Source organism: Streptomyces sp. NBC_01750 (genome assembly GCF_035918095.1).
Lineage (GTDB): Bacteria > Actinomycetota > Actinomycetes > Streptomycetales > Streptomycetaceae > Streptomyces.
Map to the genome: position 1 here is coordinate 5,945,486 of NZ_CP109137.1, position 22,221 is coordinate 5,967,706.

The 22,221-nt window shown below is 69.9% G+C and carries 21 protein-coding genes; 12 read left to right on the top strand and 9 right to left on the bottom strand.

Features of this window, described 5'->3' with window-relative positions:
- The first annotated feature begins 48 nt into the window (after nt 1–48).
- Together OG966_RS27150 and OG966_RS27155 are read left to right on the top strand one after the other, a co-directional pair.
- Nucleotides 49–1,119, top strand: coding sequence for an SIS domain-containing protein (locus tag OG966_RS27150; protein WP_326652492.1), 1,071 nt, complete (start codon nt 49–51; stop codon nt 1,117–1,119).
- 401 nt (nt 1,120–1,520) lie between these two features.
- Nucleotides 1,521–2,996 carry a sensor histidine kinase gene (locus OG966_RS27155; protein ID WP_326655392.1) on the top strand — a complete coding sequence of 492 codons (1,476 nt, stop codon included), beginning with the start codon at nt 1,521–1,523 and terminating at the stop codon, nt 2,994–2,996.
- Nucleotides 2,997–3,171: 175 nt separating this feature from the next.
- On the opposite strand, the gene OG966_RS27160 is transcribed toward OG966_RS27155, so the two are convergent.
- Both OG966_RS27160 and OG966_RS27165 read right to left on the bottom strand, forming a co-directional pair.
- On the bottom strand, nt 3,172–3,429 hold the full coding sequence (locus OG966_RS27160; RefSeq protein ID WP_003953983.1) for a WhiB family transcriptional regulator: 258 nt from the start codon (nt 3,427–3,429) through the stop codon (nt 3,172–3,174).
- Between the two features lie 318 nt (nt 3,430–3,747).
- Entirely contained in the window at nt 3,748–4,716 is a 969-nt protein-coding gene (locus tag OG966_RS27165; protein WP_326652493.1) for a diacylglycerol/lipid kinase family protein, read from the bottom strand.
- Between the two features lie 70 nt (nt 4,717–4,786).
- Between OG966_RS27165 and OG966_RS27170 the strand changes: the two genes are divergently transcribed.
- Nucleotides 4,787–5,203, top strand: coding sequence for a hypothetical protein (locus OG966_RS27170; protein ID WP_326652494.1), 417 nt, complete (start codon nt 4,787–4,789; stop codon nt 5,201–5,203).
- A 104-nt stretch (nt 5,204–5,307) separates the two neighbouring features.
- Here OG966_RS27170 and OG966_RS27175 read toward each other — a convergent pair whose 3' ends face one another.
- The 3 genes from OG966_RS27175 to OG966_RS27185 all read right to left on the bottom strand — a co-directional run bounded on the left by OG966_RS27175 (nt 5,308) and on the right by OG966_RS27185 (nt 7,174).
- Entirely contained in the window at nt 5,308–6,261 is a 954-nt protein-coding gene (locus OG966_RS27175) for an RNA polymerase sigma factor SigF (RefSeq protein WP_326652495.1), read from the bottom strand.
- Nucleotides 6,258–6,671 carry an anti-sigma regulatory factor gene (locus OG966_RS27180; RefSeq protein ID WP_250918386.1) on the bottom strand — a complete coding sequence of 138 codons (414 nt, stop codon included), beginning with the start codon at nt 6,669–6,671 and terminating at the stop codon, nt 6,258–6,260. The genes OG966_RS27175 and OG966_RS27180 overlap by 4 nt, the downstream gene beginning before the upstream one ends.
- A gap of 242 nt (nt 6,672–6,913) precedes the next feature.
- A complete protein-coding gene (locus OG966_RS27185) occupies nt 6,914–7,174 on the bottom strand; it encodes a UBP-type zinc finger domain-containing protein (protein WP_326652497.1) in 261 nt (86 codons plus the stop codon).
- Nucleotides 7,175–7,230: 56 nt separating this feature from the next.
- Between OG966_RS27185 and OG966_RS27190 the strand changes: the two genes are divergently transcribed.
- Nucleotides 7,231–8,829, top strand: coding sequence for a Na+/H+ antiporter (locus OG966_RS27190; RefSeq protein ID WP_326652498.1), 1,599 nt, complete (start codon nt 7,231–7,233; stop codon nt 8,827–8,829).
- On the opposite strand, the gene OG966_RS27195 is transcribed toward OG966_RS27190, so the two are convergent.
- Nucleotides 8,808–9,911 carry a 1-aminocyclopropane-1-carboxylate deaminase/D-cysteine desulfhydrase gene (locus OG966_RS27195; protein WP_326652499.1) on the bottom strand — a complete coding sequence of 368 codons (1,104 nt, stop codon included), beginning with the start codon at nt 9,909–9,911 and terminating at the stop codon, nt 8,808–8,810. The genes OG966_RS27190 and OG966_RS27195 overlap by 22 nt on opposite strands.
- 49 nt (nt 9,912–9,960) lie before the next feature.
- Nucleotides 9,961–10,551 (bottom strand): N-acetylmuramoyl-L-alanine amidase, encoded by a 591-nt coding sequence (locus OG966_RS27200; protein ID WP_326652500.1) that lies wholly within the window; start codon nt 10,549–10,551, stop codon nt 9,961–9,963.
- A 240-nt stretch (nt 10,552–10,791) separates the two neighbouring features.
- Here OG966_RS27200 and OG966_RS27205 point away from each other — a divergent pair, with 240 nt between their 5' ends.
- The 3 genes from OG966_RS27205 (at nt 10,792) to OG966_RS27220 (ending at nt 14,229) form a co-directional block, all read left to right on the top strand.
- A complete protein-coding gene (locus OG966_RS27205) occupies nt 10,792–12,213 on the top strand; it encodes a family 2B encapsulin nanocompartment shell protein (RefSeq protein WP_326652501.1) in 1,422 nt (473 codons plus the stop codon).
- A gap of 87 nt (nt 12,214–12,300) precedes the next feature.
- Nucleotides 12,301–13,332, top strand: coding sequence for a family 2 encapsulin nanocompartment cargo protein polyprenyl transferase (locus tag OG966_RS27210; protein WP_326655394.1), 1,032 nt, complete (start codon nt 12,301–12,303; stop codon nt 13,330–13,332).
- A gap of 456 nt (nt 13,333–13,788) precedes the next feature.
- Nucleotides 13,789–14,229: a DUF6304 family protein gene (locus tag OG966_RS27220; protein WP_326652503.1), complete on the top strand. Its 441-nt coding sequence runs from the start codon at nt 13,789–13,791 to the stop codon at nt 14,227–14,229.
- Nucleotides 14,230–14,238: 9 nt separating this feature from the next.
- Here OG966_RS27220 and OG966_RS27225 read toward each other — a convergent pair whose 3' ends face one another.
- Together OG966_RS27225 and snpA are read right to left on the bottom strand one after the other, a co-directional pair.
- Nucleotides 14,239–14,715 (bottom strand): group II truncated hemoglobin, encoded by a 477-nt coding sequence (locus tag OG966_RS27225; RefSeq protein ID WP_326652504.1) that lies wholly within the window; start codon nt 14,713–14,715, stop codon nt 14,239–14,241.
- A 139-nt stretch (nt 14,716–14,854) separates the two neighbouring features.
- Entirely contained in the window at nt 14,855–15,517 is a 663-nt protein-coding gene (gene snpA, locus OG966_RS27230) for a snapalysin (RefSeq protein WP_326652505.1), read from the bottom strand.
- 179 nt (nt 15,518–15,696) lie between these two features.
- On the opposite strand from snpA, the gene OG966_RS27235 reads away from it, so the two are divergent.
- The 5 genes from OG966_RS27235 to OG966_RS27255 all read left to right on the top strand — a co-directional run bounded on the left by OG966_RS27235 (nt 15,697) and on the right by OG966_RS27255 (nt 22,192).
- Entirely contained in the window at nt 15,697–16,659 is a 963-nt protein-coding gene (locus OG966_RS27235) for a LysR family transcriptional regulator (protein WP_326652507.1), read from the top strand.
- 177 nt (nt 16,660–16,836) lie between these two features.
- Entirely contained in the window at nt 16,837–17,430 is a 594-nt protein-coding gene (locus OG966_RS27240) for a hypothetical protein (protein ID WP_326652508.1), read from the top strand.
- 234 nt (nt 17,431–17,664) lie between these two features.
- Entirely contained in the window at nt 17,665–18,840 is a 1,176-nt protein-coding gene (locus OG966_RS27245; protein ID WP_326652509.1) for a low temperature requirement protein A, read from the top strand.
- 209 nt (nt 18,841–19,049) lie between these two features.
- Nucleotides 19,050–21,653, top strand: coding sequence for a helix-turn-helix domain-containing protein (locus OG966_RS27250; protein WP_326652510.1), 2,604 nt, complete (start codon nt 19,050–19,052; stop codon nt 21,651–21,653).
- Entirely contained in the window at nt 21,650–22,192 is a 543-nt protein-coding gene (locus OG966_RS27255; RefSeq protein ID WP_326652511.1) for a hypothetical protein, read from the top strand. Before OG966_RS27250 ends, OG966_RS27255 begins: the two co-directional genes overlap by 4 nt.
- The last annotated feature ends 29 nt before the right edge of the window (nt 22,193–22,221 follow it).

Sequence of the window (22,221 nt, forward strand, 5' to 3'; positions counted from 1 at the left end):
AGGCCCTTCCGTCCCCGGCACCAGGAACGCCACATGGAGGCACCCGGCATGTCCGCCACGAATTCGGCCGCGCAGAGCGAGCGTCCCGGCCGGATCATGTCCGGCGAGATGGCAGAGCAGCCGGCGGTGCTGCGGCGCCTCCTCCAGGAGGGCGCGCCGAAGATCCGCGAGGTGGCGGCGGCGATCGCGGCGCGCAGCCCGCGTTTCGTGCTGCTGACCGCGCGTGGCACGTCCGACAACGCCGCGCTGTACGCCAAGTACCTGCTCGAGATCCAGCTGGGTCTGCCGTGCGGGCTGACCTCCATGTCGACGACGACGGCGTACGGAGCACGGCCCGACCTGACCGACGTCCTGGTCATCACGGTCAGCCAGTCCGGCGGCTCACCGGACCTGGTGGCGTCGACGAAGGCGGCGCGGGAGGCGGGCGCGGTCACGCTGTCGGTGACCAACAACGCGGATTCCCCGCTGGCGGCGGTCTCCGAATTCCACATCGACATCCTGGCAGGCGAGGAGAAGGCGCTCCCGGCGACGAAGACGTACACCGCGTCGCTGCTCGCGCTCTATCTGTTCGTGGAGGGTCTGCGCGGCGGCGACGGCGCGGCGGCGAAGATCCTCCCTGAGCTCGCCGCGCAGACCCTGTCGCGCCAGGACGAGGTGCGGCAGCTGGCCTCCCGCTACCGCTTCGCCGAGCGGATGGTGATCACGTCGCGGGGTTACGGCTATCCCACGGCCAAGGAGGCCGCGCTGAAGCTGATGGAGACGAGCTACATCCCGGCCCTCGCCTACTCCGGCGCGGACCTGCTGCACGGCCCGCTGGCCATGGTCGACAACATCTCCCCGGTCATCGCGGTGGTCACGGACGGCAAGGGCGGCGAGGCCCTGCAGCCGGTTCTCGACCGCCTCCGCGACCGCGGCGCGGATCTGGTGGTGATCGGTCCCAAGCCCCAGGTCGACGCGGCATCGGCGGGCTTCGCCCTCCCGGTGGACGGCGTCCCGGAGGAACTCCAGCCGATCCTGGAGATCCTGCCGCTGCAGCTGCTGGCGTACGAGGTGACGATCGCGCGGGGCCAGGACCCGGACGCGCCGCGCGCCCTGGCGAAGGTGACGCAGACGCACTGACGGGGGTTTCCCGTCCTCCGGCGCCGGTGGCGCGGAACTCTGGGTTCCCGGCCCCGTGGCCGGGCGGTGTGAGGGGCGCTGAGGGAAGGGAGCACCCGCGGGCCGCGGCGCCGTGCCGGGACCCTCAGCCCGTACGGCACCGCAGCCCGGAGCTGCTCCGGCCGGCAGGTGTGCGGTCCCGCTCGGCCGTGTAAGAGGTCTCGACGCAGTCAGGGCAGAGAGCGCCGGGTACCTCGTTCCACCCTCCTGTGCGGGGAGAGTGGAGGCTTTACTCAAACATTGTGGACTAGACCATTCTCCGCTGTCCATCCATCTGCAGAGCTTAGTCCCGGTCCATCCTCCAGCACGGGCGGACGGCTCAACGGGTTCACCCCGCGGGTACGCTCGCAGATGTGCCCTCCATGAACGACCTCGTACGCCAGCACACAGCCCTCAGTGAATCCGACCTCGAGTGGCTCCATCTGCTGGTCTCGGAGTGGCAGCTGCTCTCCGACCTCTCCTTCGCCGACCTCGTCCTCTGGGTCCCCACCCTCGACGGCACCCGCTATGTCTCCGTGGCCCAGATGCGGCCCAACACCGGGCCCACCTCCTACCAGGACGACATGGTCGGCCATCTCGTTCCCCGCGGCCGCCGGCCCCTGCTGGACGCCGCGCTCGACGAGGGGCGGATCGTCCGCGAGGGCGACCCGGAGTGGCGCGAGGAGGTTCCGGTGCGGGTCGAGTCGATCCCCGTACGCCGCGAGGGCCGGGTGCTCGGCGTCATCGCCCGCAATACGAACCTGCTGACCGTACGGACCCCTTCCCGGCTGGAGCTCACCTACCTCCAGTCCGCCTCCGACCTCGCCCAGATGATCGCTGCAGGATCGTTCCCCTTCCCTGGGCAGCAGGTCGACATGGATGCTTCGCCGCGCGTCGGCGACGGGCTGATCAGGCTCGACGCCGACGGCGTCGTCCAGTACGCCAGCCCCAACGGCCTTTCCGCCTACCACCGCCTGGGCCTCGCCTCCGACCTCGTCGGACACCACCTCGGCCAGACCACCGCCGAACTCGCCCCGTCCCGGGGACCGGTCGACGAGGCCCTGGTCAAACTCGCCAGCGGCTACGCGCCGCGCGAGACCGAGGTCGAGGGCAACGGCGGCGTCATCCAGCTGCGCGCCATCCCGCTCAAGCCCAAGGGCGTGCGGATCGGTTCTCTCGTACTCCTCCGCGACGTCACCGAACTCCGGCGCCGCGAGCGCGAGTTGATCACCAAGGACGCCACCATCCGGGAGATCCACCACCGGGTGAAGAACAACCTCCAGACGGTCGCCGCCCTGCTCCGCCTCCAGGCCCGCCGGATGGATTCCGAAGGCGGCCGGGAGGCGCTCAACGAGGCGGTACGGCGCGTCGGTTCGATCGCGATCGTCCATGAGACGCTTTCCCAGAATCTGGACGAGCGCGTGGAGTTCGACGAGATAGCGGACCGGGTCATCGCGATGGTCGCCGAGATCTCGCCGGGCAAGGTCGACTGCCGCCGTACGGGACGGTTCGGCATCCTCGACGCCGAAGTGGCCACACCGCTCTCCATGGTCCTGACCGAGGTGTTGCAGAACGCCCTGGAGCACGCCTTCGCGCAGGGCGAGCGTGGCTCGGTCGAGGTAGCGGCCGTACGGGCCGATCAGCGCGCGGAGACCGGCCGGCTGCTGATCACCGTCCAGGACGACGGGCGCGGACTGCCCGAGGGCTTCGACCCGCAGCGGGCCGGCAATCTGGGTCTGCAGATCGTAAGGACCCTGGTGGAAGGGGAGTTGGGCGGAACCTTCGACATGGTGCGTGTCCCGGCGCCCGGTCGTGGTACCCGCGTCGTCCTCGACATCCCCGTCCAGGGCGAGAAGTAGAGAAGCCGAAGCAAGCGGGCGGCCGGAACAGCGATGAGCCCCGGACCGTGTGGAACGGTCCGGGGCTCGAAGCTCACGTTGCTATGCGCATCGGGGGTACTGCGCGCTGCGGCTCGAAGGCGGTGAGTGCGTACTCGCTGTACGCTCCGCCGGGCTCAGGCTCGTAGCAGGGGGGTCAGGCGCTGGCGTTACGCGCCCGGTTGCGAGCGGCACGGCGCTTCATAGCGCGACGCTCGTCCTCGCTGAGACCACCCCAGACGCCTGAGTCCTGGCCAGACTCGAGCGCCCACTGCAGACACTGCTCCATGACGGGGCAGCGACGGCAGACGGCCTTGGCTTCCTCGATCTGCAGCAGCGCAGGACCAGTGTTGCCGATGGGGAAGAAGAGCTCGGGGTCTTCCTCGCGGCAAACGGCGTTGTGACGCCAGTCCATGGCTGCTACCTCTCCTTGGTATTACATTCAGGTTGCTTGTGAATGTGAACGCTTTCACGAATCCCCCCACGAGGGAAGGGCCGACTGCCAGTTTCCCGGCGTGGGTCCTGGGTTCTTAGGAGGGGTTCTGGCGGTCTGTGGGGCCGATGTCGCGGGCCGTCCCGATCGCCATGTAGAGATTCGCAAACCTCGGCGGCGGATACAACCCCTTCCGGAAACTTTTTTTTGATTCCTCGGTGTCGACTAGGTCACAGCCGTACTTCTATGGGGTGGATCCCAGCCCATACGTTCGAGATAAAGGACTTTAGGTCCTTCCGCTCACACAATCACACGCAGTGCACGGCGTACGCCTGTGAACGTCACGCTCGTGCGCAGTCCCAGGTGGTCACCGTCCATCTGGAACGGGAGCGGAACCTTTGAATTCAAGGTGAAGTCCGTCAGGTCATGGAGAGTGACGGCGTGCTTGCCGCGCGGTCCGCGCTCGGGGCTGGAGGTGAGCAGCTGGGTGGCGTACCGGGTCACGGCGGAGGTCGACAGCTTGGACAGTGCGACGACGTCCAGGGCGGTGTCGAAGGAAGCCTCGGGAGACGCGTACACCGGGCGATTGCCCAGGTAGGTCCAAGGAGCGGTATTGCAGATTATGGAGAGCACAAGATCGGTGACCGGGTCCTCGCCGGGGCGCTCGAGGGTGATCGGACCGTGCCGGCGGTGGGGTTCGTCCAGAAACTGCCGTACCACTTGGCGCATATAGAGGGCGTGCGTGGAGCGCTTGCCGCGCTCCCGCTGCTGTTCCACCCGTCCGATGACGCTCGCGTCGAAACCGAGTCCGGCGCAGAAGGTGAACCAGCGGGGCGGGACCGACTCGTCCTCCGTGCCCGGCGTGCCGGCCGCGCGACCGAGGCCGACCGTCCGCTCGGTCCGGTCGCGGAGCGCGTCAAGGATCGCGCCGGTCGCCTCCACGGCGTCGTTCGGGAGTCCGAGGGCCCGGGCGAAGACATTCGTCGAGCCGCCGGGGACGACGGCGAGACGGGGGAGGCCGTCGGGGTCGGGACCATGGTGGAGCAGACCGTTGACGACCTCGTTCACGGTGCCGTCGCCGCCAAGGGCGACGACCAGCTCGATGTCGTCGGAATCAGCGGCCCGCCGACCGAGGTCACGGGCGTGTCCGCGGTACTCCGTCGTGACGGCCTCCAGCTTCATCTCGCTGGCGAGTGCGTGGATGAGCACGTCACGGGTGCGGGCACTGGTGGTGGTTGCTGCCGGATTGACCACAAGAAGTGCGCGCATGCGCAGCAGCGTACCCAGTGGGTGGTACCGGTTCCAGCCCCGGGCCTGGAACCCGGGCTACCCTGCAGAAATGAGCGATGACCGGACCCCCCGCCCTGCCCGTCTGACCGCCGCGGCCGCGGTATCCGGCCTGGAGGGCCTGGCACTGGCCGCCGGCGGCATCTTCATGCTGGTGCTGGGGCTGCTCGACCGGCCGGACAGTGCCTCGCAGGCGGAGATGGGCGGAGTGACACTGATCGCACTCGCCGCGCTCCCGCTGGTCGCGGCGAGGGGGCTCCTGCTGCGGCGCAGCTGGAGCCGGGGCCCGGCGATCATCACGCATCTGATGACGCTGATTCCGTCGTGGACCCTGCTGCGCGCGGCGGGCGGGCTGATGCCGCTCGGGATCGTGCTGGCGCTGGTCGCGGTGACGGGCCTGGTGCTGCTGGTCAACCCGACGACGGCCGAGGCGCTGGGCATCCGGGGCGGCGCGGCGCGGGACACGTAGCGGCCGCGGGGCCCTGTCCGCCCGCTCTTCGGCGCTGTGGAGGACAGGGGCTCACAACCCGCGAGCGGCGCCGGGCGCGGTCCCGGCCGCGCCCCGAGCCGTCCCTACTCCTCCACCAGCAGCTTCTCGCGCAGCTGGGCCAGTGTGCGGGCCAGCAGGCGGGAGACGTGCATCTGGGAGATGCCCACCTCCTGCGCGATCTGCGACTGCGTCATGTTGCCGAAGAATCTCAGCAGCAGAATCCGCTTCTCGCGCGGCGGCAGGTCCTCCAGCAGCGGCTTCAGTGACTCGCGGTATTCGACGCCCTCCAGGGCTTCGTCCTCCGCGCCCAGTGTGTCCGCCACCGCCGGTGACTCGTCGTCCGTGTCGGGGACGTCCAGGGACAGCGTGGAGTACGCGTTCGCGGACTCCAGGCCCTCCAGGACCTCCTCCTCCGAGATGCCCAGGCGTTCCGCCAGCTCGTGCACCGTCGGGGAGCGGCCGTGCTGCTGGGAGAGCTCCGCCGTCGCCGTGGTCAGGGCGAGCCGCAGCTCCTGCAGGCGGCGCGGCACCCGTACCGCCCAGCCCTTGTCGCGGAAGTGGCGTTTGATCTCGCCGACGACCGTAGGCGTCGCGTAGGTCGAGAACTCGACGCCTCGCTCCGGATCGAACCGGTCCACCGACTTGATCAGGCCGATCGTCGCGACCTGCGTCAGATCGTCCAGCGGCTCGCCGCGATTGCGGAAGCGGCGCGCCAGATGCTCGACGAGCGGCAGGTGCATCCGCACCAGCTGATTGCGCAGCTCCGCCCGCTCCGGCGAGCCGTCGGGCAGCTTGCGCAGCTCGATGAACATCGCCCGCGCCCCGCTGCGGTCATGTGGATCGTGGTGCTGCTCGTGCACGTGCTCGCTCATACGGTCCGCCCGCTCTGCCTGCGCCTGCTCCGCCGCGGCCGTCCGGCCGTCTCCGTCCTCCGGGTGCGGCCGCGCCTCCTGCTCCGGGATGTCGGCGGGCGCGCTCAGCGCCCTGGGCCCGCGCTCCTCGTCCCGCACCGGACCGCCCCCGTCCCTGTTCCTCACGCCGGCCCGGGTCCCGCGCCGCGCTGTTTGTACAGGCTGATGGAGACCGTGCGGTCGTCCGCGACCGTGGAGTCGACCTTGCCCGCCAGTGCCGACAGCACTGTCCAGGCAAAGGTGTCACGCTCGGGCGCGCGACCGTCGGTGGTCGGCGCCGACACCGTGACCTCGAGCGAGTCGTCGATGAGCCGGAACACGCAGCTGAGGACGGAGCCGGGAACAGCCTGCTGCAGCAGAATCGCGCACGCCTCGTCGACCGCGATCCGCAGGTCCTCGATCTCGTCGAGGGTGAAGTCCAAGCGCGCTGCGAGGCCGGCCGTGGCCGTACGCAGCACAGACAGGTAGGCACCCGCAGCGGGCAGCCGGACTTCCACGAAGTCCTGGGTCCCGGGCTCGCCTGCGATCTGGGACACCCTCACCTCCAAGGTGGCACAAGCTCTTTCGGGGCTACGGGAGGGGAGATCCCGAAGCCGTCACTACGCATTCGTACGTAGCCGGTACTGGCCCGGCGACGCTATCGCGATCCATGGTGCCCTGTCGCCGGGACCCCCAGTCGATGACTGTCACTCATGGTAAACCTATGAGTACACACAGTGGCTAGAGGTCTGCGGCGTCCAATTGCGAGGACCCAGCGGAGGGTTGACGTACCCACGCGTCAGACGATCGAACCGTCGACAAAGCACCAGCGCCAGAGGGCCCCCGGCTCGAAACTCCGCATCACCGCGTGCCCGGTCTCCCGGAAATGCGCTCCGGCGTGCTGGTGGGGCGAGGAGTCGCAGCAGGCCACATGGCCGCAGACCAGGCACATCCGCAGTTGTACGGGGTGGCTGCCGACCGCCAGACACTGGGCGCAGGTCTCGCTCAGCGGCGCAGGTTCGGGACGCGGCAGTTCTCTTACATGTGGGCACTCGCTCATGATTGCCAGACTACGACGCGGACTTCGCGCGTCGTACGGATGTGAGGAAGGGCGAGATGGACGCACTGCCACTGGTGGGGCTGATCGCGGCCAGCGCCGCGATCGCCGGGGTGGCCCGCCGGACACCCGTCCCGGCGCCGCTGCTGCTTGTGACGGTGGGGCTGATCGCCGCGTATGTGCCGGGGGTGCCCGACTACACGCTCGACCCGAGCATCGTGCTGCCGCTGGTGCTGCCGCCGCTGCTGCACAAGGCCGCGGTCGACAGTTCGTACCTGGACCTCCGCGCGAATCTGAGGCCCGTCGCGCTGCTCTCGGTCGGCTATGTCCTCTTCGCGACCGTCGCGGTCGGTTACCTCGCCTTTCTGCTGGTGCCGGACCTGCCGCTGACGGCGGCGCTGGTGCTCGGCGCGGTGGTCGCGCCACCGGACGCGGTCGCCGCGACCGCGATCGCCCGCCGGCTGGGCCTGCCGAGCCGGATCACCACGATTCTGCAGGGCGAGTCCCTGGTGAACGACGCGACCGCGATCACCGCGTACAGGGTGGCGCTGGCCGCGGCGGTCGGCGAGGGCGCGAGCTGGGCCGGCGGCATCGAGGAGTTCGCGGTGGCCTCGGTCGGCGGAGTCGCCGTCGGCCTGGTGCTGATGGTGCCGATCCACTGGCTGCGCACGCATCTCAGGGAAGCGCTGCTGCAGAACACACTCTCGCTGCTCATCCCGTTCGTCGCGTATGCGGCGGCCGAGCAGGTCGGGGCGTCCGGAGTGCTCTCCGTGGTCGTCGTCGCGCTCTACCTCGGGCACCGCTCCTGGCAGGTCGATTTCGCGACCCGGCTGCAGGAGGAGGCGGTCTGGAAGATGGTGGCTTTCATCCTCGAGTCCTCGGTCTTCGCGCTGATCGGGCTGCAGCTGCCGTACGTACTCAAGGGTCTCGGCGGGTACGGCGTCGGCGAATCGCTCTGGTACGCCGTCGGGGTCTTCGTCGCCGTGGTCGTGGTGCGGTTCATCTGGGTCTTCCCGGCGACATTCCTGCCGCGCGTCCTGTCGAAACGGATCAGGGAGCGCGAGCCGGGCATCACCTGGACCGCGTCGACGGTGGTGGGCTGGGCCGGGATGCGAGGCGTCGTCTCGCTGGCGATCGCCTTCTCCATCCCGATGACGACGGCGGACGGCGGGCCCTTCCCGGCGCGGAACCTGGTCCTCTTCCTGACCTTCACGACGGTGATCGGGACACTGGTGGTGCAGGGGCTCACGCTGCCGTCGCTGATCCGGGCTCTGAAGCTGCCCGGCCGCGACAGGTACGCCGAGACGCTGGCCGAGGCACAGGCCCAGAGCGAGGCCTCGCGGGCCGCGGAGCTGCGGCTGGACGAGCTGCTGGAGGACGAGCGGAACGCCCTGCCGCAGCCGCTGGCCGACCGGCTGAGGTCTGTACTGGAGCGGCGGCGGAACTCCGTCTGGGAGCGGCTCGGGACGGTGAACGAGGTGACCGGCGAGTCGGTGGACGACACCTACCGGCGGTTGGCGCGGGAGATGATCGAGGCCGAGCGCGAGGTCTTCGTTCAGCTTCGGGACCAGCGGAGGATCGACGACGAGATGATGCGCACGCTGCTGCGCCGGCTCGATCTGGAGGAGGCGGCGGCCTACCGCGAGGACGCGCCCTGACCGGTGATGACGGCGGCGATCGTGGTGCCGGGCGGGAAGACGCCCTCGGCGGCGAGCACGGTGAGGCCGTACAGCATCTTGGCGACATAGACACGCTCGACGGGCAGCCCGTGGCGCGCCTCGAAGTCCGCGGCGAAGGCGTCGAGCCGGGGGGTGGTACGGGCGTATCCGCCGAAGTGGAAGCGCCCGTCGAGGGACCAGTTCCCGACGGGGCCGCCGAACGCTTCCAGCTGCAGGGTGCGTATGGAGTCGCCGAGGAAGCCGCCCTTGAGGACGGGGAACCCGATGGCGCGCCGGCCGGGCCCGAGACCGGCGGCGAGTCCGGCGATGGTCCCGCCGGTCCCGCAGGCGACGGCGACGACGTCAGTCGCGTCGCGGAGCTCGTGACCGAGCGCGGTGCAGCCGTGGGCGGCGAGAGCGTTGCTGCCGCCTTCCGGGACGACGTAGATGTCCCCGGGCCCACCCCGTCCCGAACCGTGGGCAGGTCCCCCGGGCCCCTGCGGGCAGCCATGGGCGCCGTCCGCCGTGGGCCCGGCGCGGTGAGCGTGCTCCAAGGCCGGGCCCACGGGAGCCGACGGGTGCCGGTCCTGCGGGCTCCAGCCGCCCCCGTCGGCGGCGTCTCGCGCCCACCGCTGCTCCAGCGCCTGGGCCGCAGCCGTCAGGATGCGCTCCCGCACCTCCGGGTCGTCCTTCCCGCGGTACGCCGCGCGGTCCACGAAATGCAGGTGCATACCGTCCGCAGCACACCGGGACAGCGACGGGTTCAGGGGGCGCGAAGCCAGTTCGTCGCCGCGGACTATGCCGATCGTCGTGAAGCCCAGCAGCCGGCCCGCGGCCGCCGTCGCCCGCAGATGGTTGGAGTACGCGCCGCCGAACGTCAGCAGCGGCCGGCCGGCCGCCGCATGCAGGTTCGGGACGAGTTTGCGCCACTTGTTGCCCGGGATGTCCGGGTGGATCAGGTCGTCGCGCTTGAGCAGCAGACGGACGCCGTGACGCGCGAAGCGCTCGTCCTCGACCGGCTGCAGCGGCGACGGCAGTCGCGGCCGCAGCGCGGAGGTGAGGTCGAACGCTTCCCGGGTCACCTGCCCATTGTCACTTCACGCCGGTTGTCGATCACGTCGGCTTCGCGTGTCACTGCAGGCGTTCGTGGATGCGGGCGCGCATCGAGCTCATCGTGAACCCCCGCGGGTCGACCTTCCCCGGCTGCCATTCCAGGTGGCCGATCACCGAGCGCTCGGTCCAGCCATGGGGCCGGCAGATCGCCGCCGCGGCCTTCTCGATCGCCTCCAGCTGGACCGCCGGCCATGGATCCACGCCGTCGCCGAGGTTCTCGCACTCGAAGCCGTAAAAATGGCGGTTTCCGTCGGTGTTCGCCTCGTTGTCCGGCGGGAGCGGGTTCTCCGCGATGACCGCACGCAGCACGTCGTCGTCGCCCAGCCCCGCATGGTTGGCGCGGCCGTAGCCGACGAGATGGACTCTGCCGTCCTTGGTGATGACGCCGTGACAGAGCGGACCTGGCAGGCTCGCGTAACCGTCCCGGCAGATACGGACGGTGCTCGCGGTGCCCTTGGTCACGGTGTGATGAATCATCACGCCGTGTACGGGACCCCAGGGGCCTACGTGGTTGCGGTTGTGCGTACGCCATTCGCCGACTTCGACGACCGTCAGCCCCTCGTCGCGCAGGGCGTCGAGGAAACTGTTCGCGGACATGGGTGGGGACATGGCCGTCTCCTTGTGGGGGTGAGGGGATCGGAGCGGAATGTTCCGGGCGGAATGCTCCGTACCGTGCTTGTACCCGAACTCCGGTGGAGGGACCATCCGTTCACCTGGTGAGCGAGCCGATCCGGACAGTGCCCCGGGCCCGACCGATCCAGTCCCACTCATTTGTGTAATGGCGTCCGCACTCTCTGTGCTGAAAGGCTTCCTCTCGCAGGTCAGACCCCATGATGGAGAGGGAGTCCTATGTCGGTTGGTTCGGTTGGTCCGGTCGGCGACGAGATCCGCGAGCAGCAGACGGCGCAGCAGAGTCTCGGTACGGCAGCCGCGCGGAACCTTGCGACCACCACCAAATCGGCCCCGCAGATGCAGGAGATCACCTCACGGTGGCTGCTGCGCATGCTGCCGTGGGTGCAAGTACAGGGCGGTACCTACCGGGTGAACCGCCGCCTGAGTTACTCGGTCGGCGACGGACGCGTGACGTTCGTGCAGACCGGTGACCGGGTGGCGGTCATTCCCGCCGAGCTCGGCGAACTCCCCGCGCTGCGGGAGTACGGTGACGAGGCGGTGCTCGCCGAGCTGGCGAACCGCTGTGAGCAAAGGGAGTTCGCGCCGGGAGAGGTGCTGGCAGCGTCCGGTTCGGACGCGGGCCGCGTCTTCCTTATTGCGCACGGCCGGGTGGAGCAGATCGGCACCGGTCCGTACGGCGACGAGGCGGTGCTCGGCGTCCTCGCCGACGGCTCATACTTCGGCGACCACACGCTCACGGACCGGGAAGCGGTCTGGGAGTACACCGCACGCGCCGCGACAGCATGCACGGTGCTCGTCCTGACCAGGGACGATGTGCTGAACCTCGCGGAGCGTACGGAGTCGCTGCGCACCCATCTGGCCGGGCTCTGCGAACTGCCGCAGCAGCGGACCAACAAATACGGCGAGGCGGCGATCGACCTGTCCGCCGGCCATATCGGCGAAGCCGTCGTACCGCACACCTACGTCGACTACGAAGCCGCGCCCCGCGAGTACGAACTGAGCGTCGCCCAGACCGTACTGAAGGTCCACAGCCGCGTCGCCGACCTCTACAACCAGCCGATGAACCAGACCGAGCAGCAGCTGCGGCTCACGGTCGAGGCGCTGCGCGAGCGCCAGGAGCACGAGCTCGTCAACAACAGGGAGTTCGGCCTGCTGAACAATTGCGACTACGGTCAGCGGCTGCAGCCGCACGACGGTGTGCCGAGCCCCGACGACATGGACGAACTGCTCTCGCGGCGGCGCGGCTCGAAGCTGTTTCTCGCCCATCCGCGGGCCGTCGCCGCCTTCGGGCGCGAGTGCAACAAGCGCGGTCTGGTCCCCGAGAGTGTGGAGGTCGCCGGGCACCATGTGCCGGCCTGGCGCGGTGTGCCGATCTTCCCGTGCAACAAGATCCCGGTGAGCGACGCCCGTACGACGTCGATCATCTGTATGCGTACGGGCGAGGCCGAGCAAGGAGTCATCGGACTGCAGCAGAGCGGCATCCCGGACGAGATCGAGCCGAGCCTGTCCGCGCGCTTCATGGGCATCGACGAGCAGGCGATCATCTCCTACCTGGTCACGGCCTACTACTCGGCGGCGGTGCTGGTGCCGGACGCGCTCGGCGTCCTGGAGAACGTCGAAATCAGCCGCTGGCGGTGAACCGACGCGGCCGGGGGCCCGGTGCCACTTCGCGCCCCCGGCCCGACAGCCCGGGCCCAACACCTCGAAAGGACCGCTGAGTTGACCATGCAGGACACCGTCGAGGGCAGCGAGGCCGTCGCGCTCCTCGAACGCACCAGAAGCGCCGTCGATCCCCGACTGCGCGCTACCGTCGAGTCGTTGCCAGGGCCCATACGCCGTATCGCGATGTACCACTTCGGCTGGGAGCACGCCGACGGCACGCCGGCCACGGGCGCGGCGGGCAAGGCCATCAGGCCCGCGCTCGTACTGGCCTCGGCCCGGGCGCTGGGCGGAGACCCGCAGCCGGCCGTACGGGCGGCCGCGGCCGTGGAGCTGGCGCACAATTTCACCCTCCTCCACGACGACGTCATCGACGAGGATCCCACCCGCAGGCACCGCCCCACCGCCTGGACGGTCTTCGGTACTCCGGCCGCCATCATCGTGGGCGACGCCCTTTTCGCCCTCGCGCTGCAGCTGCTCGCCGAGGACCGGCACCCCGGGTCGGCCGCCGCATCGGAGCGGCTCGCTGCCTGTGTGATCGAGCTGTGCGCCGGACAGCAGGCGGACTGCGCCTTCGAGGAGCGTGCCCCGCACGAGGTCTCACTGGAGGAGTGTCTCGCCATGGCGACCGCCAAGACCGGGGCGCTGCTCGGCTGTGCGTGCGCGCTCGGCGCGCTCTACGCGGGCGCGGGCGAGGAGGAGGCGGCTGCCATGGACGCATTCGGGCGGGAGGCGGGCCTCGCCTTCCAACTCATCGACGACCTGATCGGGATCTGGGGAGACCCCGACCGTACGGGCAAGCCGGCAGGCGCTGATCTGTCGGCCCGCAAGAAGTCCCTGCCGGTGGTCGCGGCGCTCGCCTCAGGCACCCCGGCCGGCGCCGAACTGGCCGAGCTCTACCGCGGGCCCATGAACGCATCGGCAGTCCGCCGCGCCGCCGACGCGGTCGACCGGGCGGGCGGCCGCGACTGGGCGCAGCTGCAGGCCGCCGACCGGATGGCGCGTGCCGTGCAGGAGCTCTCACGCGCGGTCGGGGACCTGTCGGCGGCGGGCGATCTGCTGGCCCTGGCGGAATTCGTCACTCGCCGCACGCGCTGACGCCCGCGGCAGGACAGCGAACTCCTGGAACATGGCCCATGGGGCGCGATCCGCGGCCGAGGTGAGCGCGGCGTGACTGTCGGCTGTCCGGCCTGCGCATACCGCTATATCCTGGATGTATGGGCAGCGAAGGACGTCGGACCGTCCGCCGCCCGCAGGCCGACGGCCATGTGTGCCCGGCTTGCGGACAGCCTGTCGGTTCCGTCATCAGACGACGCAAGACTCTCGGGGCTTTCGTCCCGTCCTGGGGCCCCGGGCCCTGCCATAATCCCCAGTGCCCGGAGTACTCCGGGAACGGGGGCGGGAAGCCGGGCGAGGCACCGCATCAGGCACCCGGCGAGGCACCGCATGAGGCACCCGGCGAGGGGCCGCCCGAGGGACCCGCCGCAGGGGTCGGGACCGCCTGAGGGATCCCTGCTGTTCAGCGGAAGGGGCCGTACCGCTACAGTCCGCGCCATGTCATCGGAGTCGACGGAAGTCTGGGCGGGCTGGTACCGCGACCGGCTGGGCGCGGAAGCGGTCACCATAGCGGCGCACGAGCAGCAACTGCGCACGCGAATCAGGGGAATCGAGTACGAAGGGGCGACCTTCGCCGCCCTGGAGCCGGTGGGCCTGAGCGGGGTGCTGTCCTCCTGTGTACTGGAGTGGGACATGCCGCTGCCCGTCCACTCGGAAGGGACGGTCCAACGGGCCACGCTCAGCTGCCTGTTGACGCTCGGCGAGGCGCAGCCGGGCGGGCAGCTCGACCGCGCGGACCTCAATCTGACCCTGCACTACGGCGGAGCCGCGTACGAATCCGGCGTCGCCGGCGGTGACTTCGACGACGCCCTCAGCCGGATCCGGGACCAGCTGCCGCCCGGTGCGGAGCTCGGGCAGTCAGCACCCGTGGGTGCCTGACGGAGATCCTCAGCGCACTCCGTTCCAGCCCCAGCGTGGCGTCGGGCCCGGATCACCGAGGTCCGTGCCCGCCGGGTCGGCCGAGACCTCACGGGCGATCTTCGTACCCCAGTCGAAGTACTCCATCACCCGGCGGCGCAGCATCTCGTCGTCCGGGAGCTCCTTCGCCACCGCCTCCGTCATCAGCTCCATCCAGCGCAGCCGCTGCTCCTCGGTGATCGAGAGCCCGAGGTGGGCGCGGAGCAGGGCCTGGTGGCCGCCGAGCTCGGCCGTGAAGCGGGCAGGTCCGTCGAAGACCTCGGCCAGCCAGACGGCGACATGCTCGATGTGGGTGGGGGTGAAGTCGGCGAAGACGGGGGCGAGCAGCGGGTCGGCGAGGACGGCCTCGTAGAAAGCGTTGCTCAGCCGCCGCAGCGCGTCCGCGCCGCCCACGGCCTCGTACAGCGTCGCGGGACGCTCGCCCGGTCTGTTCGTCTCTTCGGTCACGGGCCCTCCTGGCTCCGGTGTGTGCGCTGCCAGGATTCACGGCCCCGTCCGCGGGCCCAAGCGTTTCGGAATACTTCCGCCAAGAGCGGAAGGCGCCCCGCCGTGAGCCGGCGGGGCGCCTCTCGTGCATCGAGGACCGTCAGGAGACGCGGGCGATCGCCGCCGCCAGGCCGTTGGCCCACAGGGCGTTCACCCGGGCACGCTCCTGCGCGTTCGGGGTGGCGTTCTGGCAGGACGTGCCGGGGCCGCCGCCCGACATCAGCTCGCTGCACGGGCCCGAGTAGTGGTCCGGCAGGCCGAGCACGTGCCCGGTCTCATGGGCGGTGACGCGGGTGGAGTTGTACTGCTGGTTCTGCGCGTAGTCGAGGAAGATGTAGCCCCGGCCGTGCCCGTCGGTGCTGGCGTACGAGCCGCGGGAGTCATTGCCCTCGCGATAGGAGAAGTCCGCGCCCGAGCCTTCCTGCAGTTTCACATTGCTGACGGAGCTGTTCCAGATCTGGGTGCTCCGGGATATCTGGCTGCGGAAGCTGGGCGCTCTGCTGGTGCTGTAGACGACCGTCACGGCCTGCGCGCCTGGGTTCGCGGCGCGCTTCTCGGCGACCGACTTCACGACGGCGTCGAAGAAGGCCTTCGTCGCCTTGGCGTCCGCCGACGAGCCGGCGTAGGCGGAGTACGACGAAGAGACGGCGGCCGTAGGGGAGTTGGCCGTCGTGGTGGCTGCGGTCGCGGGCACCGCGCTCAGCGCGGCGGCGAGGCCGGCGCTGAGGGCGGCGGACACTAATACGGTTCTGGGGTGACGCATGTGGGGGGCTCCTACTCTTGGGATGAACAGGTGCGGTTGGGGAGAGTGTTGAGGAGCCTGCCGCGTTCCGGATGATGCCAACTGCCGATAACACGGGCGCATCACGCTGTCCAGTTCCGCCATGTGTGCCCCAACTAAGGTGCCTGGTGTGACAGTTGAGGCGGCTCTACGCTCGGGGGATGGAGCTCGAGGTGAGGCACCTCCGTGCGCTGTGCGCCATTGCGGACACCGGAAGCCTGCATAAAGCGGCCCGCCAACTGGGCATGAGCCAGCCGTCCCTGACGACGCAGCTTCGGCGCATCGAGAACTCCCTCGGCGCCGAGCTCTTCTCGCGTGAACGCACCGGCTGCCGGCCGACACCGTTGGGCCGCGCCGTGCTGAGCCGGGCCCGCCCGCTCGTGGCCGAAATGGCCGCGCTCGTCGTGGAGGCCAAGGCGGCCGCGGCACGGGCCGGCGGCCCCCGGCTGCGCATCGGCTCCACCGCCAGCCGCGCGCTGGCAGGCTGGCTGCGCCGGCTGCGCGAGCGGCTGCCCGGAACCGATTTATCGCTGCATATGAGTGTCTCCGCCAACGTGCTGCTGCGGATGGTCGCGGCGGGCCAGCTCGATGTCGCCTTCGTGCACGAGGTGGAGGGGTGTCCGCTCCTGGTGCCGGACGGACTCGCCGTACGCGTACTGATGGAGCGCGAGCCGCAGTTCATCTCGATGGCGCGCGACCATCCGGCGGCGGCGGCCTCCGTCGTGGAGCTGGCCGATCTCGCCGGGGACCGCTGGATGGTCGACCCGACGGTGGACGGCGAATGGGACGGGCTGCGCAGGGTGCTCGGCGCAGCCGGCCTCAACCCCTCCGTCCTGCACGGGGATTACCTCACCGCCGCGTCCCTCATCGCGGTCGGCGAGGCGGTCGCGCCGTGCCAGCCGACCACGGGACCGCGCGAGGACATGGCGATCCGTCCGCTGCGTGGCGATCCGCTCGGCGTACGGCTGCTGTTGTTCTCCAGACCCGGAGCGTGCGCGGAGCTGTACGCGGCGGTGTACGAGGAGCTGGAGGCGGCGTACCGGGAGGCGGCCCTGCGCGTGTCCGCGTACCGGCAGTGGCTGCTGCGCCACAAGAGCCCGTTGCTCCACGCGCCCGCGGCCTGATCCGAGACCTGAGGCACCGGGCCGACGGCCGCCCTTTCCGCGTCCGGACCGGCCTCGTCATCGGCTTCGCCCATCGGCTTCGCCCACCGGCCGGTCCGAGGATGTCCGGCCCTTCTTCGGCACACTCGGCCGATAACGGACCATCGGAGGTCGCGGGTCGCTGGCATGATCATTGCCATGGCCCGGATACCCCGCCCCCGCCGTACCGTCGCGGTCGTCGTGGCCGCGGCCGTCGTGACCGTCGGCGGCTGCACGGTGTTCCAGCGCGTGCAAGGCGGACTGGAGCGGGCGAAGGACCGCCGGGACCTGGCCGACCTCACCCGGCCCGCGCCCTGGCCCAGGGACGAACTCCGCATCCCCGACGGGACACCGCGCGAGGGTGTCCAGGGGGAGACGTACGAATCCGGCTTCAGCTTCAGCTTTCCGCTCCCCACCGCCGATGACCCACGGGCCCTGGCCACCTACCGGATGTTCCAGCCGGCCGACGACGGCTCTCTCGCCGCCGAGGGCGCGAACTGCGCGGCGAAGATCCTCAGCTGTACGGACATCGGAAACGGCATCACCAAGGTCGTCACGCACCGGACCGGCAACAGCGCTGCCTCGGTCGCTCTCTACCAGCCGCACGGCGACCGGGTGTTCAGCGTGGCGGTGAACGGCGTCCACGCGGACCAGAGCCGGCTGCGCCGCCTGCTCACCCGTACGCACCCGGCGACGGACGAAGAGCTGCTGCGGATACTGCGCCGGCCGGGCTACCGGACGGACTGGAGCTGAATTCCGGTTCGATGGCAGCGCGCCGCCGACCACCGGAGCGCTCCGGGCGGGCCTGAGCGGCTTGCCCGGCTTGGCCGAACCCCGGGGGCGGGGCAGCTGCTTGAGCGGCTCCTGCCCACGTTTCGTCACGCCGCCGATGCCGGCGCGTCGTATCCTTCCGCGCGTAGCCGGCCGAACCGAGTGCTGGGCTCCGGAGGGGGAGAGGCCGTGGCGACAGACAGAGATCGTTCCCGGATGATTGCAACCGAGGGCGGTCACCGGGTGACGCCGGCCGAGCTGTTCTTCGACTTGGTGTTCGTGTACGCGATCACTCAGGTCACCGCCCTGATGGCGGCCGATCCGAGCCTCCTGCGGATACTCGGCGCGGCCGTGGTGCTCGCACTGCTGTGGTGGTGCTGGTGCTGCTTCGCCTGGCTGGGAAATGTGGTGCGAGCCGACACCGGGCCGATGTTCGCCGTGCTGGTCGCGGTGATGGCGGTGGTGCTCGTCGTCTCACTGACCGTCCCGGATGTCTACGCCGACGCGCCCGGCGGCCTGTCCGCACCACTGGTGTTCGTGCTCTGCTACGGCGCGGTCCGGATCCTGCACCTGGTCTCGTACTGGATCTCCAGCCCCGGTGACGAGGCGCTCCATGTCACGCTGCGCCGGACGGCGTTGCTGTCGGTGGCGCCGCCGTTCGTACTGCTGCTGATCGGCAGCTCGTTCACCGGCGTCACGCAGGTGCTGCTGTGGCTCGGCGCGGTCGTCATCGACTACTTCGGGATCTACGTCACGGGGGCGTCGGGCTGGCGTGTCATCTCGCCGGGGCACTTCGCCGAGCGGCACGGCCTGATCGTGATCATCGCCCTGGGCGAGTCCATCGTTGCGATCGGTGTGGGCGTGTCCGGCCTTCCCCTCACCGCGCCGGTACTGGCGGGCGCCGCCGCGGGCCTGTTGGTCGTCGCCGGACTGTGGCGCGTGTACTTCCGGCAGATCAGCGAAACCGCCGAACACCGGCTGACCACGCTGGACGGCGACGCCCGCACCCGGCTGGCCCGCGACGCCTACACGTTCCTGCACCTGCCGCTCGTGGCGGGAGTCGTACTCACCGCGCTGGGCATGAAGACGGTCCTCCACCAGGTCGCCGACACCGGGCACTACGACCTGTACGAGCCGCTGCACGGGGTGGTGGCCTGGGCGCTCGGCGGAGGCGTGGGGGTGTTCCTGCTGGCGGCGGCGGCGATCCTGGTGCGCAGCGGCGGCCGGAGCTCTGTGATCCTCATCGCCGGAGGGCTCGGCTGTCTGTGCGCGGGAGCGGTGGTCGTCCTGATGCCCGCACTGGTCGCGCTGGGGCTGCTGGCCGTGGTGGTGACCGGCATGGTGATCCTGCTCAGCCGGAAGGACCGGGCCGCCGGGACGGGCGGGGCATGACCTCCGAGCGTCAACCAGCCTCAGAGCCGCCTCAACCATTGTCAGCGACAGCCGCTGTGACCCGCGCGGCAGGACATCCCAGCGCAACCTGGCGCGGTGGGCATGGTGCCGAACGACGAACGGCCCAGCAGATCGTCCGCGTTCGGTCGGTGCCACGCTAGAGTCCTCACCAGGGAAATGACGATGTACCCGGGGGAAGGGTCGTCACCGTGGCCAGTGAGTTCAGCGCGGTGTTGAGGCAGCTGCGGGTCCAGGCGGGGATGACCCAGGAGGATCTGGCGGAGCGTTCCGGGGTGAGTGTGTCCACTATCCGCGGCTTGGAGACCGGCAAGCGCTCCAACCCGCGTATGACCACGGTTCAGGTGCTGGCCGATGCGCTGCCGCTACGGCCCAGGGAACGCGAGAAGTTACTCAGCGCCGCCATCCGCCGGGACTCGGGCGGCGACGAGCAGAACGAGTTCGTTTCGGGACAGCCGGCAGCGCATGACGCCCTGGCGGACGCGACCGAGCAACTCGCGAAGGCAGTGGCCGTCCGCTGGCGGCGCGAGGCGGATGACCGGCGGGTCCTGGATCCGTTCCCACTGCCGGTTCGCTGGTGGACGGCCCCACAGGCGCTGACCGACCACTGGGCCAATATCCGCCGAGTCCCCGCGGGAACGACTGACGATCCCCTCGACCTTGTCGGCCAACTGAGCCAGATCGCCGAGACGTACCGGCGGATCCCGTCCGGGCGGATGGTGGTGCTGGGCAGGCCCGGCTCGGGGAAAACGATCCTGGCCCTGCGCTTCGTCCTCGACCAGCTGAAGTGGCGGACCCACGGCGAGCGGGTGCCGGTGATCTTCAGCACCCGTACGTGGAATCCCGCGACCGCCACCCTGCAGGACTGGCTGACCGATCAGCTGATACGCGATCACCCCGGTCTCGCCGCCCGGGACTCCGGCGGGGCGACCCTGGCCTCCACACTGGTTGAGTCCGGCCGCCTGCTCCCCGTGCTCGACGGCTTCGACGAGATCGCCGACGGTCTGCGCCGCCCCGCGCTGGAGGCCCTCAACGCCAGCACCCTGCCACTGCTGCTCACCAGTCGTCCAGGCGAATACGCCGCCGCAGTCGCGGAGACCGACGTGCTGACCTCCGCCGCCGCAATCGAGCTGACCGATCTCACCCTCGACGACCTGGCTGCCTACCTGCCGCGCACCACTCGCAACTCCAGCAGCGCGAACCCCGACGCAAACGCCTGGGACCCCGTGCTGACCGAGCTGCGCGAGCAGCCCGCGTCCCCCCTCGCCGCGGTTCTGGCCACGCCGCTGATGGTCACGCTCGCCCGCACCATATACAGCGACACCCCCGGTCGCGACCCTTCAGAGCTCCTGGACAACGAACGGTTCGGCAGCCCGGAGGAGTTGGAAGACCACCTTCTGGACAACTTCGTCCCCACCGTCTACGGTCCTCGACCGGGGCTGGGCCGGAGCGGTCAGCTCCTACGCAGCTTCGACGCGGAACGTCCCCGCCGCTGGCTCGGTCACCTCGCCGACCACCTCAAGCAGCTCGGCACTCCCGACCTGGAATGGTGGCGCCTGGGCACCACCGTCAACCGTTCTTCCCGTATGTTCGCGCTGGGGCTCCTGACCGCGCTGGTCGTCGGGGCGACAACCGGGCTCGGGACCATCGCCGTGGACTTGATCGCGACGCCGCACGGGCTCGGGTACGCCCTCGAGCGGGGGCTCGTGGCCGGGCTCCTGCACGGGCTCGTGGCCGGGCTCGGCTCCGGAATCCTGTACGGGGCGGTCGGCGATCGGCGACCGGCAGGACCGACGCGTCTCCGTGTCCCGGCCTTCGGCAGCCCCAGAGCGATGCGCGCGAGGTTGCTCTCCGGATTGTTCGTGCTCGGGCTCGTGCTCGGGCTCCTGGCCGCGCTGGTGCTGGTGCTCCTGGACCAGGTCGCGCTCGCGGGGCTCGGACTCGACGACCGGCTCGACAGTACGCTCGTGTTCATCCCTGGGGTCGGGCTCGGGACCGGGCTGATCTTCGGGCTCATGGTCTGGTTGGAGGCTCCGATCGACATCCGGTCCGCCTTCAGTCCCGCCGACCTGCTGAACACCAACCGTCGGTACGTGGTCTTCACTCTGCTCGTCGGGGGGCTCGTGTTCGGGCTCATCAATGTGTTCACGGCGGGGTCCGGTCCCGGGCTCACGGCTGGGCTCGAGACGGCCTTCGCACTCGCGCTCGGGTACTGGTTCAGCCTGACCGCTTGGGGTCAGTGGGTTGCCCTGGCACGCATCTGGTTGCCGCTCACGGGGCGTCTGCCGTGGGCACTGTCCGGATTTCTCGACGATGCCTGCCGACGAGGCGTACTGCGCCAGGTCGGCGCGATCCACCAATTCCGCCACGCCCGACTCCAGAACCGCCTCGGTCTGCCCTCGGTACTCGTGCCGGATCCAGTACCCCTGCGCGCGCCGGACGACCTCACCCCGGCCGATGACACCCTCTCGGACTCGTCCGCCGAATCGGTCCCATCGAGGGGCGAGGGAGCCCGTGATGTGCCGTCGCTTGATGATCTCTTCGCTTCTCACGCGGCCCGTGTGGCCGGGATCCTCGACGATGCTTCACACGAGTTCGAAGAGGCCGATCCGGGTGCGTCAAGGCAGGTTGGCACGTTGGATCCAGACGAGGCACGACGCCTTGCCAGAGAAGCGCGGGAGGCCGTCAACAACGACCTTATCGAGCTGTTCCTGAAGCTGGGGCCACCTCCGGAAGCGACCGGTAGAGGCCGCTACGAGCCCGTCAACAGCGGCGGTGGGGGGACACAGGAGTGAGTACGGATGACGAGGGATCCCTCCCTGTCCCGCAGCACCAGGAGCCTGAGCTGCTCGACATCCTGGCGGCCGAGGCACATCGGCTCGTTGCACAGTGGGCTGATGCCCCCTCAGAGGTGTTCCGGGCGGCTCTCGCCACAGCCAAGGCCGAGCGGGCTCTGAGGTCGGAAGAGACCGTCCTCCGGCTTCGGCTGAATCATGACCTGGAGAAGGAGCGCATCCAGGCACGCGCGGAACGTGAGGCGGCGGAGCGGGAAGCCGCCGCGCAGGTCGAGAAGCTGCGCCATCGTCGACATGTTGTGAACGTGAGCGTCGGCGCGGTCATCTCCATCGCTCTTCTGGCTGCCGGCGTTGCGGTCGTCGACTCAGCTCCTTGGCTGTCCGTCCTCCTGTGTGGCCCGAGCCTGCTCGCGCTCTCGAAGGTCTTCGTACTGCACCGCAGTGACCCCGACGACATGAAGCTCTTGTCGCGCGCCTCAAACAACGCAACAAACGTCGCCTCCCAGTCCCAGCCACCACAGCCGCCTCCCGCACCGTAATCGGCTGGCGAAAGCAGCCGAGGAGGAGT